The organism is Aeromonas sobria (assembly GCF_000820145.1).
GTDB lineage: Bacteria > Pseudomonadota > Gammaproteobacteria > Enterobacterales > Aeromonadaceae > Aeromonas > Aeromonas sobria.
The window spans coordinates 226283-240273 of the sequence record NZ_CDBW01000032.1 but is presented as its reverse complement, the minus strand read 5'-3'; the positions used below and the strand labels follow the sequence as shown (position 1 = coordinate 240273).

General features: G+C 59.4%; 11 protein-coding genes. 4 read left to right on the top strand and 7 right to left on the bottom strand.

What is annotated here, in order from left to right:
- Positions 1 to 10: 10 nt before the first annotated feature.
- A complete protein-coding gene (locus BN1135_RS14810; RefSeq protein ID WP_042022387.1) occupies positions 11 to 1348 on the top strand; it encodes a flavohemoglobin expression-modulating QEGLA motif protein in 1338 nt (445 codons plus the stop codon).
- 105 nt (positions 1349 to 1453) lie between these two features.
- On the opposite strand, the gene dedD is transcribed toward BN1135_RS14810, so the two are convergent.
- The 7 genes from dedD to BN1135_RS14775 form a co-directional block, all read right to left on the bottom strand.
- Positions 1454 to 2233: a cell division protein DedD gene (dedD, locus tag BN1135_RS14805; RefSeq protein WP_042022384.1), complete on the bottom strand. Its 780-nt coding sequence runs from the start codon at positions 2231 to 2233 to the stop codon at positions 1454 to 1456.
- A 74-nt stretch (positions 2234 to 2307) separates the two neighbouring features.
- Positions 2308 to 3567, bottom strand: coding sequence for a bifunctional tetrahydrofolate synthase/dihydrofolate synthase (gene folC / locus BN1135_RS14800; protein ID WP_042022383.1), 1260 nt, complete (start codon positions 3565 to 3567; stop codon positions 2308 to 2310).
- Between the two features lie 2 nt (positions 3568 to 3569).
- Entirely contained in the window at positions 3570 to 4433 is an 864-nt protein-coding gene (accD, locus tag BN1135_RS14795) for an acetyl-CoA carboxylase, carboxyltransferase subunit beta (protein WP_042022381.1), read from the bottom strand.
- Positions 4434 to 4552: 119 nt separating this feature from the next.
- The gene (gene truA / locus BN1135_RS14790; protein WP_042022379.1) at positions 4553 to 5362 is read right to left on the bottom strand and encodes a tRNA pseudouridine(38-40) synthase TruA; all 810 of its coding nucleotides are present in this window, start codon (positions 5360 to 5362) and stop codon (positions 4553 to 4555) included.
- A 203-nt stretch (positions 5363 to 5565) separates the two neighbouring features.
- The gene (locus BN1135_RS14785; RefSeq protein ID WP_042022377.1) at positions 5566 to 7764 is read right to left on the bottom strand and encodes a FimV/HubP family polar landmark protein; all 2199 of its coding nucleotides are present in this window, start codon (positions 7762 to 7764) and stop codon (positions 5566 to 5568) included.
- Positions 7765 to 8046: 282 nt separating this feature from the next.
- Positions 8047 to 9063 (bottom strand): aspartate-semialdehyde dehydrogenase, encoded by a 1017-nt coding sequence (locus BN1135_RS14780; protein ID WP_042022376.1) that lies wholly within the window; start codon positions 9061 to 9063, stop codon positions 8047 to 8049.
- A 194-nt stretch (positions 9064 to 9257) separates the two neighbouring features.
- A complete protein-coding gene (locus tag BN1135_RS14775) occupies positions 9258 to 10379 on the bottom strand; it encodes a 4-phosphoerythronate dehydrogenase (RefSeq protein ID WP_042022375.1) in 1122 nt (373 codons plus the stop codon).
- Positions 10380 to 10635: 256 nt separating this feature from the next.
- On the opposite strand from BN1135_RS14775, the gene BN1135_RS14770 reads away from it, so the two are divergent.
- The 3 genes from BN1135_RS14770 (at position 10636) to BN1135_RS14760 (ending at position 13724) form a co-directional block, all read left to right on the top strand.
- Complete coding sequence (locus tag BN1135_RS14770; protein ID WP_042022374.1) at positions 10636 to 11358, top strand: phosphatase PAP2 family protein; 723 nt, start codon at positions 10636 to 10638, stop codon at positions 11356 to 11358.
- Positions 11359 to 11457: 99 nt separating this feature from the next.
- Positions 11458 to 12135 (top strand): ribonuclease T, encoded by a 678-nt coding sequence (gene rnt / locus BN1135_RS14765; protein WP_042022373.1) that lies wholly within the window; start codon positions 11458 to 11460, stop codon positions 12133 to 12135.
- Positions 12136 to 12401: 266 nt separating this feature from the next.
- A complete protein-coding gene (locus tag BN1135_RS14760) occupies positions 12402 to 13724 on the top strand; it encodes a Na+/H+ antiporter family protein (protein ID WP_042022372.1) in 1323 nt (440 codons plus the stop codon).
- The last annotated feature ends 267 nt before the right edge of the window (positions 13725 to 13991 follow it).

Here is a 13991-nt window from a genome sequence, read left to right as displayed (position 1 = left end):
AGGGGGCCCCATGACCATCCAAGAAAAGTACCGCCTGCATCTGAAGTCTCTCTCGGATGAGCTGCTTGCCCTGCAAAAACCGATCCGCATTCTGGATGCCATCAAGTGGCCACGCCACCTGCAGGCTGATTTTCTGGCCAAAGGGGGGCGAGAACTACCTGCTATTGATCACCATTTCTACGATACCCTCTCCCTTGGTTTCGACCCGCGCAACAAGTATCTGGAGCTAAAGGAACTTCGCGACAGGATCCGCAGAAAGCTGGGACCACAGGATGATTTGGGTCGCATTTTGCAAGAAACCGTCGACCAGTACATGGTGGTGAGCGAGATGCTGCGCCAGCGCGGGCAACCGGATTTTTTGCGCTATAGCCAGCTACTGTATGGCTCTGCCAGCGATCACCTGCGCGGGGATCGCAAAACCCTCAAGGAGTTGGGCTCCCGCCTGTGCGATATCTTCTCCCTGCCTGGCGCCCGTCATCTGGTGCGCCCCTACCCCAAGGCATTTTCAGGGGAAGCGGCCGTTGCCAAGTTGCAAAACAAGTTATCGACCTATTTCAGTGATGGCACCGTGCAGGTGAAGCTGAGCGACGGGATTGTCTCAGATGCGGCTGCCGGTGGTGATTACATCAAGCTCAACTCCCACGCCTGCTTCTCCGAGCTGGATCTGCAGGTACTGGAGGTACACGAAGGGTGGGTACATGTCGGCACCACCCTCAATGGCCGTCAGCAGCCCTATGCCACCTGGCTGAGCGCTGGCTCGCCGCGCATCACCGCCTGTCAGGAAGGGCTAGCGGTATTGATTGAGACGCTCACCTTCAGCTCCTTTCCGGACCGGGCCAAGCGCATCTCTGATCGGGTGATGGCCATCGACATGGCCGAGCGCGGCGCCAACTTTATCGAAGTATTTCAGCACTTCGTACAGCAGGGGGCCAGCGAGCACGATGCCTACAAGATCACCCAGCGGGTGTTTCGGGGTGGCATGGTGGGCGGCGGGGCCTGCTTTACCAAGGATCTCTCCTACGTGCGTGGCTATGTGGAGACGGTCAACTTCATCCGCAGCGCGGTGCTGGAGGGGGTGCCGGAGATCCTGCCGATGCTGTTTGTCGGTAAGGTGACGCTGGATGATATTCCAGTGCTCTATCAGCACTATCTGGAAGGACTGATTGCTGCCCCCCGCTACCTGCCGCCGATGTTTCGTGATCTCACCGGGCTCTACGTCTGGTTCGGTTTTTCGTCCGGCATGTCGCTGATCGACATAGGGCGAGTCCAGCGCCATTTCCGTCAACTGTTTCACCACCTGCCGGTCGCCAATCCCATCATAGCGCCAGTGGATATCGAGATAGACTGAGCCGCAGATAAAGAAGGGGCACCCTATCAGTGCCCCTGCAGATAACGAAAGCCCCCTGGTGCAACGAGGGGGCTTTTTTGGCAACGCATTAGCTCAGACCAACCATCACGGATTGTAAGCGACCACTGAACCGCTCAGTCCGGTCATCTGGGAAACCCGCCCCTGTATGCCTTGCAGCTTGTCCTTGGAGACATCAGGACCGATAAAGACCCGGTTGATCTGCCCCTGCACCGGCGTGCGTGGCGAGGTGTGGGCCGAATAACCGGCTGCCCGCAGCTTGCCCACCAGCGCATTGACGCTGTCAACGTTCTTGAACGCACCGAGCTGCAGGATCCAGCTGCCCTGAGCTGGCGCGGCAGCAGCTGGCGCAGGCTTGGTCGGCTGCGTCATTTTGCTCTCGATCAGATCGTCGAGGGATTTGATCTGACCCGCCTGCGGCTTGGCTGGCGCAGGTGCAGGCGCTTTGGCGACCTCAACCGGTTTGGCTGGCACAGGCTTAGGGGCAAGCTTCGGTTGCTCAACCGGTTTCTTGGCCACCACCTCCGGTTTGGGCTGGGATTTGACCGATGGGGTAACCGGCTGCGCAGCAGAATTGCCCTGCCCCTGACCCGCCAGAGTCATGGGATCGGCCACCTCTTCCACTTGCCACTGTTGGGCCGCCGAGGCCTGTTGCTGACTAGCCAGATGCTCGGCGGGCAAGCTGGTCGCCGCCGACACCTGCAACGCAGGCTTGGCAGGCTCCAGGTCAGGGCGCAGCGGGATCTTGGCAAAGGCCTCCTCCTTTTGCGCCAGCTTGTGACCATCCAGCAAGTCCGGCAGGAAAATAACAACCAGGGCCACCAGGATGACGGTGCCCACCAGACGGTTTTGAAACTTCGAGGCCAAGTTGAATCCTACCTTTACTTAACTCAATACGCGGTTTAACTCTCCTGCAGTAAGCAGGAAAGCGGCAGTGTGGCCTAGGAGGCGACACCTGCCAGAATGTCGGCGACAGTGTAAAACGAACCAAACACAATGACCATATCGTCCGGACTCGAAGCGGCCAATGCGGCCTGATAAGCGCCGCTCACCTCCTCAAAACAGTGCAGAGGCCCCTTGCCTGCCCCCAGCGCTATAGCAAGCTGCTCTGCAGTGGCGGCGCGCGGGCCGGTGAGGCTGGCAAGATACCACTGGCCAATCAGGCCATCGAGTTCAGCAAGCGATCCCGCCATGTCCTTGTCTTTGAGCATGCCGACCACGGCGCGGCGCACACCTGCGCAGGGTATTTGGCGCAATTGGGCCGCCAAATAGGCCGCCGAATGGGGATTGTGGGCCACATCGACGATGACCAGCGGCGAGCTTTGCAGCCGCTGCATCCGGCCAGCCAGTCGGGCATTGGCCAGCCCGTCACGAATGGCAGACTCCGGCAGCGGCAAGCCCAGCGACTCCAGCGCCGCCAGCACAGTCACCGCATTCATCAGCGGCAAGGCGGGTTTTGGCAGATCCCGCCACTGGTTGAGGCCGTGGTAATCCCAGCTGCTCTCATGCTCTTTGCCAGAGAAGTCGATCCCTACCTGACGCAAGGAGGCACCGAGGCGCAGCGCCTCGCTGGCAATGGTCGCTGGCGGGTTTGGCTCACCACTGATGGCGGGTTTACCAGCGCGATACACGCCGGCTTTCTCCACCGCTACCGCCTCGCGGGTATCACCCAGCCAGTCGCAGTGATCGAGGGCAATGGAGGTGATCATCGCCACATCGGACTCCACCACATTGGTGGCGTCGAGCCGACCGCCCAGTCCCACTTCCAGCAGCAGCACATCCGGCGCGGCGCGGCAGAAGAGCCACAACCCCGCCAGGGTGGCGAACTCGAAGAAGGTGAGCGCAATCTCACCGCGGGCCGTTTCCACTTCGGCAAACGCCGCGCAGTGCTCGCTATCGGCCAGCTCTTGCCCATTGACCCGCACCCGCTCGGTAAAACGCAGCAGATGGGGAGAGGAGTAGACCCCGACCTGGTAACCAGCCGCCATCAGAATGCTGGCCGCCATGGCACAGCTGGAGCCCTTACCGTTAGTACCGGCCACCGTGATCACCTTGAACGGCAGCTGGGTGAGACCCATACGCCGGGCAACGGCACCGACCCGATCCAGCCCCATGTCGATATTGACCGGGTGGATCTGCTCCAAATAAGAAAGCCAGTCGACAAGCGACCGGCTTTGGGATTGTTGCATGTTTGAACTCATCTTCACTCTTCGATGATGTGAGTATTCAGCATTTTGGCGAGCAAGCTGGCCAGACGATTACGCATCTCGCGGCGATCGATAATCAGATCGATAGCGCCTTTCTCCAGCAGGAACTCGGAGCGCTGGAAGCCTTCCGGCAGTTTTTCGCGCACGGTCTGCTCGATGACGCGCGGGCCGGCAAAGCCTATCAGCGCCTTGGGCTCACCCACGTTGATGTCACCCAACATCGCCAGGCTGGCGGAAACACCACCCATGGTGGGGTCGGTCAGCACCGAGATATAGGGCAGACCCGCCTTGGTAAGTCTGTCCAGCGCTGCGCTGGTCTTGGCCATCTGCATCAGGGAGAACAGGGCTTCCTGCATGCGAGCACCACCGGAGGTGGAGAAGCAGACCAGACCGCGGCCATCCTTGATGCACTCCTCGACGGCGCGCACGAAACGGGCACCGACCACGGAGGCCATGGAGCCGCCCATGAAGGAGAATTCGAACGAACAGGCGACGACTGGCACCCCTTTGAGGGTCCCTTTCATCACCACCAGCGCATCTTTTTCAGCCGTCTCTTTCTGAGCGGCAGACAAACGATCCTTGTAGCGCTTGGAATCCTTGAATTTCAATACATCCTGCGGCTCTAGCTCGGCACCGATCTCGGTACGACCCTGCTCATCGAGGAAACTCTCGAGACGGGCACGGGCGCTGATGCGCATATGATGATCACACTTGGGGCACACTTCGAGGTTGCGCTCCAACTCTGCCCGGTAGAGCACCTGTTCACAAGCACTGCACTTGGTCCACACTCCTTCCGGAATGTTGTGACGACGGGGCGCAGTGATCTTGCTCTTGGGAAGAATCTTCTCAAGCCAGCTCATGGAATTCCTTAATGCTTTTGTGCCTGACAACACGCATCGAGACTAGATTGTTCAATGACTTACTAGCTCGATGGCAACAAATGACGGGTCATTAAACCACAATTTTTTGGGCGCAGTTACTAAAAACTGGTCGTACCCGGTGCCGAGTCCGGCAGCCACAGCGGGCCAAGCGGCAACTGGGGCAGGGCAAACTCGGCCGGGTAATCGACATCCACCAGATAGAGGCCACCGGCCTTGGCAGTCGGCCCGGCCAGGTTGCGATCCTTGGCCGCCAGCACCTCGGCAATCCACTCCACCGGTTTGAGCCCCTGCCCCACCAGTAGCAGCGAGCCGGTGATGTTGCGCACCATATGGTGCAAAAAGGCGTTGGCACAGATATCCAGCACGATATAGGGCCCCTGACGACTGACGCAGAGGTGAGTCACATTGCGCCACGGGGTGTTGGACTGACAGGCAATGGCCCTGAATGTGGTGAAGTCATGCTCCCCAATCAGGCTCTGGCCCGCCTGATGCATCAATTCAGCATCGATGGTCTCATGGTAGTGGCTAACCCCACTGCCGAGGATCGCCGGACGGTAGTTATGGTTGTAGATGACATAACGGTAGCGACGGGCGGTGGCGCTGAAACGGGCGTGGAACGACTCATCCACCTCCTTGACCCAGCGCACCGCGATATCCGGTGGCAGGTTGGAGTTCAGCCCCAGGGTCCAGGCCCCTTCGCCGCGGTTTGCGTCGGTATCAAAGTGGATCACCTGACCGGTTGCATGGACCCCGGCATCGGTGCGTCCGGCGCACTGGATGGAGACAGGGTGGTTGGCAATCCGGCTCAGGGCCTTTTCCAGTTCAGCCTGTACGCTGATCACTTCTCGTTGACGCTGCCAACCGAAATACCGGCTGCCGTCATATTCAATGCCAAGGGCAATTCGCATGGATAAACGTATCTTGTAGTGAAAGTAAGCGATGAAAGAAACGGGGCGGATTATACGCGCTCAGCCCGAAAAGTCCCACCACGTGCGCAATTGACCAGAATGGCCAACCTGTGAGGCACCTGCCCCCCACATAGCCACTCGCCAAAAGAAGAGGGCAGCCTGCTGGCTGCCCTTCTTGTGTTAATCGGTTACTGGACCATGACTCACGCCAACCGCTTGAGCAACTTCTCGGCTTCGGCGCGCTGGTGATCACTGCCCTGCTCTGCCGCCTCCTGCAGCAGCTCGCGGGCGCTATCCTTGTCATCGATTTCCAGATAAGCACGGGCCAGATCAAGCTTGGCCCCCACGCCACCGTCATCGGCATCGACGTCAAAGCCGGTGGATTCGGGCAGCACCTCAGGGAAGCCATCCAGCCCCACATCCAGCGAGAAGCCCTGATAAGGCTCCGGCTCCGACGCAGTCGCATCCGCTTCAGCCAGCAGCTTGTCGATCTCGACATAACCGCCTTCGTTAGCCTGTTCACGTGGCTTCACATCCCCCTGATGGGACTCAACCTCGGCAAAGGCATCCTCAAAATCAGAGAGCGCCAACTCGTTAGGATCCCACTCCAGATCCAGCTCGGCCTCCTTGACCTTGGTGGGCTCGAGACCCAGCTCGGCCAGCATCGCATCCGCGCTCTCGTCCGCACCGTCTGCGGCACTGAGATCAATGGCGTGAGCATCGCCTTTTTTGCCAGCCGTTGGCTCATCGAGGGCATTTTCGAAATCGCTGAGATCGAAGCTGGCCAGATCGTCGTCAGCAGCGCCAATCTCGTCAATGGAGCTCAAATCGGGGTCGAGATCGGCAGAGAGATCAGCATCAAGCTCGGCAAACAGGGCAGCCTGTAGCTCCTCTTCGCTCATTACCTCGTTGCTCGCCTTGGGCTTGTACTCGCTGGCCAAGTCCATGGCCGGTTGCTTGAGCTGCGCCTTCGGTTCGTCATGGATAAGATCCAGATCAGGCACCAAATCCGGATCCCGGCTGGCGGACTGGGCGGGCATCCGCTCGGGCTCGAAACCCTCCAGCGCCACCTCACCATCATCGCTGAACACCAGATCCACATCCGGCTTGCTCGGTTCAACCGGCATAAAGCCATCAGGGGTATTGAGATCCGCTACCGGACGCACAGGCTCGTTATCGGTCACATCGATGCTGAGCAGATCATCAAACTCGCTCTGCTCCTGATCCATCATCATGGCGGTGGATTCGGAGAGACTCTTCTCTTGCTCTTCCAGCTCGCGACGGGCACGGGCACGCAACCACAGGGTCACCAGCGCCAATACCAGCAGCACTGGCAGCAAGATGATCATGGCGAGGTTGAGCGGTGAGGCGAGCAGATCCATCAACCAGTTTTTTTCTGGTTCAGGGGCGGCTGCCACCGGCGCGACGGGCTGTGTTTTGAGCTCGGCAATCTCTTTTTGTAGCGAGGTTTGGTCCTGCAGTTGGGCCTTGAGTGTTTCCACCTCTTCGGTCAGGGATTGCAGACGCAGCTTGAGCCTGTGGTTCATCTCGGTGACCTGACCGAGCTGGGCATTGGCATCTTCCAGCGCCAGCGCCATCTCGGTGGCCGGTTTGCCAATCGGCTTATCCAGGTCAGATGGCAGCGGTGCTGGCGTGGTGCTCTGTGCTGCACTTGGCACAGCAGCGGGAGCCACCGCCTCTTTTGGCGCCGGTTCGCTGACCTTGGCCACTTCTTTGGTTTCGGCAGCCGGTTGCGGTGCCACCACAGGGGCTGGAATGGGTGCAGCTTTCGCCACTGGCAGCGGTGCCGGGGCGGCTTTCACCGGCTCGGATTTGGCCGCCTCAACCTTCGCGGGTTTGGCTGCTACCGGTTTGGCCGTGTGGGCCTGCTTGTCAGCCAGATATTTGGGGCTCAGCCCCTTCCAGCTGGCGTTGTCACTGTTGAAACGCTGACGGGCCTGAGCATCGGTTATCACACTCGCTTCTGCTGCACTGGGCAGCAAAATCCGAGATCCCACCAGAATGTGGTTGATATTGCCATCGGCAAAACTGCGGGGATTTTTCTCGTAAATTGCCACCATGGTCTGGTAGACGCTGACACTGCTGGCGGGGCGATATTTGCTCGCCAGACTCCAGAGGGTGTCGGTAGGACGAACAGGGCCATAGCTACCGGCATTGGCAGTGGCCTGACGCACCACCGGCTGGGCGGTTGCGCGTACCGGTTGCGCCACGGGTCTTGCTTGTGGCTGGACCAGTGGCTGACGATTAACGGCAGGCGGTGCCGGCTCGTCAGGGCCTTTTAGCTCGACAAAAAAAGGCTCCCGCGCCGAGTCTTCAGCCTGGACGGTGCCCAGCAGACCCAATGCGAGTAGTGTTGCCAATGTTATGCGGGAATGTCCCATATTCGTTCCTTCGTATGACGGCCCTATCACATTGAAAAATCTGGATAGTTACCCCAAAACAGTCGGTTCAATATAAATCAGGCTCGCCTGGCAAGCCAGCTGTCCGACACATTTAGCACCCGATGTGTCACTGAATGTGCCACTGAGTGTAGGAAAAAACTTAATCAGTTGATATCCCAACAGAATCTGGATGCAGTAGAGTGCGGCTCAGGTCACAGACGCCCCGCTGTTACTGTGAAAGCGCAGCACTCCTTGCTGCGCCTTTGCCAAGGCTATCTGGCCTTACAGATAGTCGCGAACCAGCAACTCGGCAATCTGCACGCTGTTGGTTGCCGCGCCCTTACGAACGTTATCGGCCACGATCCACATATTGATACCACTCGGGTGAGAAATATCCTGACGCACCCGTCCCACCAGCACCTCATCCTTGCCAGTCCCATCGCGTACCGGGGTCGGATAATCCCCTTCGTCATCAAACAGGGTCACACCTGGCGCATTGCGCAGCAGATCTTTGGCCTGTTCGGCATCGAGCGGCTGGTGCAGTTCGACATGTACCGCCTCGGCGTGACCATAGAAGACCGGTACCCGTACACAGGTAGGGTTCACGGCAATGCTGGCATCACCCAGAATCTTCTGGGTTTCCCACACCATCTTCATCTCTTCACGGGTGTAACCGTTGTCGGTAAAGCTGTCGATCTGCGGGATCAGGTTGAAGGCAATCTGATGCGGATAGATGGTCGGCTCTACCGGACGGCCGTTGAGCAGATGGGCGGTCTGGCCTGCCAGCTCGCTGACCCCCTCTTTACCGGAGCCTGACACGGACTGATAAGTCGCCACGTTGATGCGGGCAATCCCCACTTCGTCGTGCAGCGGCTTCAGGGCCACCAGCATCTGGATGGTAGAGCAGTTAGGGTTGGCGATGATGTTGCGATTGCGAAAATCGGCCAGGGCGCCCGGGTTCACTTCCGGGATCACCAGCGGGATATCTTCGTCGTAACGGAAGCAGGAGGTGTTGTCGATGACGATGCAGCCGTGCTCGGCAGCAATCGGAGCCCACTTGGCAGAGACTTCGGCACCGGCGGAGAACAGCGCGATCTGCACCTGGCTCCAGTCAAACTCCTCGACATCGAGGATCTCGAGGTTCTTGCCGCCAAAACGCACGGTATCACCGGCGCTGCGGCTGGAAGCCAGCGGATAGAGGGTCGCTACCGGAAATTCACGCTCTTCCAGGATCTCGATCATCGCCTGACCCACGGCGCCGCTGGCACCCAATACCGCTACGTTAAACTGCTGGCTCATTCTGTTCTCCTCTGATAATGCTGCAATGGCACCGGCTGGCGCCATGGTCGGCAGGGCCTCCTGGATCGAGACGCCCTCGCCTGAGATGGCTGTTCCGGCGCAGAAGACGCTGCGCCGGAACAGTAAAAATGGCGGCGATGTGGCACGAACAGCTCACACCTGCCAGTTATCTTTCAAATCATAAAAGCCCCGACTCAGGGGCGTGATAGCGCAAATCCCAGCTCGCCCAGCCCTTGGTTGGCAAACGCCCCCTCAACCTGCAGGGAGGATAGTTCACGGCGCTCTGGATAGTGTTTGCGCTGCTCGTCAAAGCTGCCAGGCAGGCCGAGTCGGGCCCGGAAACGGGCATCATCACGGCGCACGTCATAGACCAGATGCACCAGCTGCTTGATCAGCGCCTGATCCGGCGCGCGGCCCGGCACCACCGCCTGCACATCGGGGGCAGGCAACAACTGACTCAAATCCTGACGCGGCTGGCGCCCCAGCTGCTGGCAGAGCGCCTGATAGAGCATCCAGGTGCCGCGCGCCTTCCCCTCCAGGCTGTAACCGGCGATATGGGGGGTGGCAATCTCGGTATGGGGTACCAGCTCTGCCAGTGGCTCGGGCTCGTTCTCCCACACATCCATCACCAGTCGCAAAGGCTCATCGCTCAGCTGGCGTGCCAGCAGGGCCCGGTTATCCCACACCTCACCTCGTGAGGCGTTGATCAGGATCTGCCCTGCCGGGCGCGCCGCAATCGCCTGCTCATCGAGCAAGTGATAAGTGGCATCAGCGCCCTCACGAGTGATGGGCACGTGAAAGCTGACGATGTCGGCCTTAAGCGCAGTGTGATAATCGACAAAGCCGCCGGCGGGATTATCCCGCGCCTTGGGGGGATCGCAGCGCAGCACCCGCATGCCGAGCGCTTGGGCCTTGCCAGCCACGCACTCACCGGTATTACCCGCGCCAACCACCGCCAGGGACATGGCCGAGAGGTCAAGTTCATAGCGCTCAGCCAGCACCAGCAGGGCGGAGAGCACATAATCCCCCACCGAATACTTGTTGCAACCGGGGGCGCTGAAGAAGGGAATATTGCGGCTCGCCAGCAGGGCCTTGTCCACATGGTCGGTACCTATGGTGGCGGTGCCGACAAACCCGAGTTTAGGGCTGGTCGCCAGCAAATCGCCGTTGACGCGGGTGACCGAACGCACCAGCAGCACATCGGCATCCAGCAGATCGCGGGCCTGCATCTGCCGTCCGGGCAAGGCGACCACCTCGCCAAATTCGGCAAACAGCTCGACAGCATGGGGCATATTCTCATCAACGACTATCTTCATCGGGCTCTCTTTGGTCACAACCGCCACGGGGGCGCCATTCTAGCGCAAAGCCGCCCGAGATTTCAGCCTGTGATGCAATCAGCGGTGAAAGGGCGCGACATTCCCTCATCGCAGCGCCACAAGCAGCAGATAACCCGCTCCGGGCTCGGGATCGGGTCGCAAATATGTAAGCAGAGGTAACAAATCATCCGCCCGACTTTGCCCGTAGATCGGCTAATGGCACAATGCGCCACTTTCTCACTAGCGCCCAACGACCATGCCTCCTTGCACAACGTCACTCTCTCGCAGCCAGGTGCTCGGCTTCACAGCCCTGCTAACCCTGCCCCTGCTGCTACTCGCCACGCTGCCCTGGCAGCCTTTTCTGACCGGCTCCCTGCAATCTGGCTGGTTATGGTGGTCATACGCCCTCACCCGCATGGTCGATATTCCCGGGATCGGGGTCAGTGGCGCCCTCTTGCTGCTGCTGACCCGCTACAAACTCAAACTGGAGCTGGCGCCCTTTATTGCGCTAGGGTGCGCACTGGCGGCCCTGCTTGCCAGCGACTGGGTGCTCAAGAGCCAGATCAAACACCTGACCGAAGAGCCCAGACCCTACCTGCTCTGGCTGGAGAGTCAGGCGCTGATCCCGGCCATCAAGAGCTTCTACGCCAGTAGTGTCGATGTGCGCAGCGAACAGGTTCACGCCGCCAGCCAGTTGCTGGCCCTGCCCGAGTGGCTCGGCCACCACTGGCAAAAGGAGGTGAATTACGCCTTCCCTTCTGGCCACAGTATCGCCGCCATCAGCCTGGCCCAATTTTTTGGTCTGATCTGGCTGGCCCGCGCCCCCACTGGGGTCTGGCTGTTGCCACTGTGGGCCCTGGGGGTTGGCATGTCGCGCATGGTGATGGGGATGCACTGGCCAGCGGATGTGCTGGCCAGCGCCCTGCTTGGCACGCTCACCGCGCTGATTGCCGCCCGCTGGTGGCTGCACAGATATTGACTCCGGCGCCATCTTGGCGCGGCATCCTGCGTGGGATGGGAGGACAAGCCTGTGCTTTTTTGCCATAATGCCGCCTCATTTTATCCCGACCGAGATCCCATGACCGACGCAGTTCATACCCTCAAGGGCCGTTTCCGTGGTTTTTATCCCGTCGTCATCGATGTTGAAACAGCCGGGTTCAATGCCAAGACCGATGCCCTGCTCGAAATCGCCGCTTACACCCTGAAAATGGATGAGCAGGGCTGGCTCGTTCCCGATCAGGTATTCCACTTTCATGTCGAGCCCTTCGAAGGGGCCAACCTGGAAAAGGCCGCACTGGAGTTCACTGGCATCGATCCCTACAACCCGTTGCGTGGCGCAGTCTCGGAAAAAGAGGCACTGACCGAGATCTTCAAGGGGATCCGCAAAGGGATGAAGGAGCAGGATTGCGGCCGCGCCATCATAGTGGCCCACAACGCCACCTTCGATCACGGCTTTGTGATGGCCGCCGCCGAACGGGCTGGCCTCAAGCGCAATCCGTTCCACCCGTTTGCCACCTTCGATACCGCCGCCCTCTCCGGGCTGGCGCTGGGTCAGACCGTGCTGGCCAAGGCGTGCCAGAGCGCCCGCATCCCATTTGACAATAAAGAGGCGCACTCTGCCCTCTATGACACTGAACGTACCACCGAGCTGTTCTGTCATATCGTCAACCGCTGGAAGAGCATGGGGGGCTGGCCGCCAGCTCATCCGGATGACAACACGCCGGATGCCCCTGCCGACCATGAGGGGCAGGAATAAACGGACGAAGGCTGCCACTGGCAGCCTTCGCTTTTTTGGAAAGTGATTGATTGCGCGGCGCACCGGAAATCACCTCACTATCAACCGCTGCGCGCGCGATACACGGAGACAAACAGGTCACAAACCCTCATGTTGATCAACCTTGCGCCAGATGCTGCTGCGATATGAGGGGGTTGACTGATTTTTTTCTCGACATTTGTCACATTTTTCGCAAACTAACTCCCCTTCACATGACAGACAGCAATAACAAACTATAAGGAAATCAAATGAATCCAGTTGTTATCGCAGTCGGACTGATGCTGGTGCTCAGTCTGCTGCGGATCAATGTGGTGGTCTCGCTGGCGCTGGGCGCCATTGCGGGCGGCCTGGTCGGGGGATTGTCGTTGACAGAGACCCTCACCACCTTCAGTGGTGGCCTGGGCGGTGGCGCCGAGATTGCGCTCTCCTACGCCATGCTGGGTGCTTTCGCCGTCGCCATCTCCCGCTCCGGGATCACTGACCTGCTGGCCCGCAAGGTGATCAGCCAATTGGGCAAAGATGCCAGCTCGACCCGTATTATGTGGGTCAAAACCCTGCTGCTCTCTTCCGTGCTGGCCGTGGCTATCTCGTCCCAGAACCTGATCCCGGTTCATATCGCCTTTATCCCCATTCTGATCCCGCCGCTGTTGCATGTGATGGCGCAGATGCAGATCGACCGTCGTCAGGTCGCCTGTGTCCTCACCTTTGGCCTGACCGCCACCTATATGGTGCTGCCGGTTGGCTTTGGCGGCATCTTCCTGAACAATATTCTGGCCAAGAACTTGATCGATAACGGCGTGCCGATCACCTCCGGCCAGATCCCGCTGGCCATGGCCATTCCGGTCTGCGGCATGGTGCTGGGCCTGCTCATCGCAGTGTTCATCAGCTATCGCAAACCCCGCCAATACGATCTGGCCAAGATCTTGGAAGCCGAACCAGAGACCGTTGAACTCAATCTCACCCATATCTGGGTCGCCCTGCTGGCCATTGGCGTGGCGCTGGGGCTGCAACTGATGACCAACAGCATCGTACTGGGTGCGCTGGCCGGTTTTGTCATCTTCACCTGCGGTGGCGTCATCAAGTTTCGCGAAAGCCAGGATGCCTTCACCCAGGGGGTGCGGATGATGTCGCTGATCGGCTTCATTATGATCTCCGCCGCCGGCTTTGCGGCCGTGATGAAGGCGACCCACGGGGTCGATAGTCTGGTCGAGGTGGTCGCCTCCGGCATCGGCCAACACAAGGGCATCGCAGCCTTCCTGATGCTGCTAGTGGGCCTGCTGATCACCATGGGGATCGGTTCTTCCTTCTCCACCGTGCCCATCATTGCCACCATCTATGTGCCGCTCTGTCTACAACTGGGCTTCTCCCCGATGGCAATCATCGCACTGGTCGGTACCGCAGGCGCGCTGGGGGATGCCGGTTCACCGGCCTCCGACTCGACCCTGGGCCCCACCTCCGGCCTCAACGCCGATGGCCAGCACGACCATATCTGGGACAGCGTGGTGCCCACCTTTATTCACTACAATATTCCGCTCATCCTGTTCGGCTGGGTGGCAGCCATGGTGCTCTGACCCGCATATCTGACCAAAGCACGATACATAAAACGAAGGCGACCTCAGGGTCGCCTTCTTCATTCGCGCTAACCAATGGCCAAGCTCGACCGTAATAAAAACCGTCGGTCAGATATGACATCGAAGCCATCAGCTCACCGCCACGGATCCCGGTCTCCCAAGTTGCCCAGCACTCTGTTCAGCAATCACTTGAACAAGGAATGCCACAGCCTGAGCTGAAAACCATAGATATTGCTCTTCTCTTCTCTTTTCTTCTGGCTGCCCATA

Bases quoted from the DNA above. Each gene is read 5' to 3' on its own strand.
- BN1135_RS14775 (WP_042022375.1), bottom strand. From the start codon at position 10,379: ATGAAGATAGTCGTTGATGAGAATATGCCCCATGCTGTCGAGCTGTTT.
- folC (WP_042022383.1), bottom strand. From the start codon at position 3,567: ATGAGTTCAAACATGCAACAATCCCAAAGCCGGTCGCTTGTCGACTGG.
- BN1135_RS14770 (WP_042022374.1), top strand. From the start codon at position 10,636: ATGCCTCCTTGCACAACGTCACTCTCTCGCAGCCAGGTGCTCGGCTTC.
- BN1135_RS14810 (WP_042022387.1), top strand. From the start codon at position 11: ATGACCATCCAAGAAAAGTACCGCCTGCATCTGAAGTCTCTCTCGGAT.
- rnt (WP_042022373.1), top strand. From the start codon at position 11,458: ATGACCGACGCAGTTCATACCCTCAAGGGCCGTTTCCGTGGTTTTTAT.
- BN1135_RS14760 (WP_042022372.1), top strand. From the start codon at position 12,402: ATGAATCCAGTTGTTATCGCAGTCGGACTGATGCTGGTGCTCAGTCTG.
- BN1135_RS14780 (WP_042022376.1), bottom strand. From the start codon at position 9,063: ATGAGCCAGCAGTTTAACGTAGCGGTATTGGGTGCCAGCGGCGCCGTG.
- truA (WP_042022379.1), bottom strand. From the start codon at position 5,362: ATGCGAATTGCCCTTGGCATTGAATATGACGGCAGCCGGTATTTCGGT.
- accD (WP_042022381.1), bottom strand. From the start codon at position 4,433: ATGAGCTGGCTTGAGAAGATTCTTCCCAAGAGCAAGATCACTGCGCCC.
- BN1135_RS14785 (WP_042022377.1), bottom strand. From the start codon at position 7,764: ATGGGACATTCCCGCATAACATTGGCAACACTACTCGCATTGGGTCTG.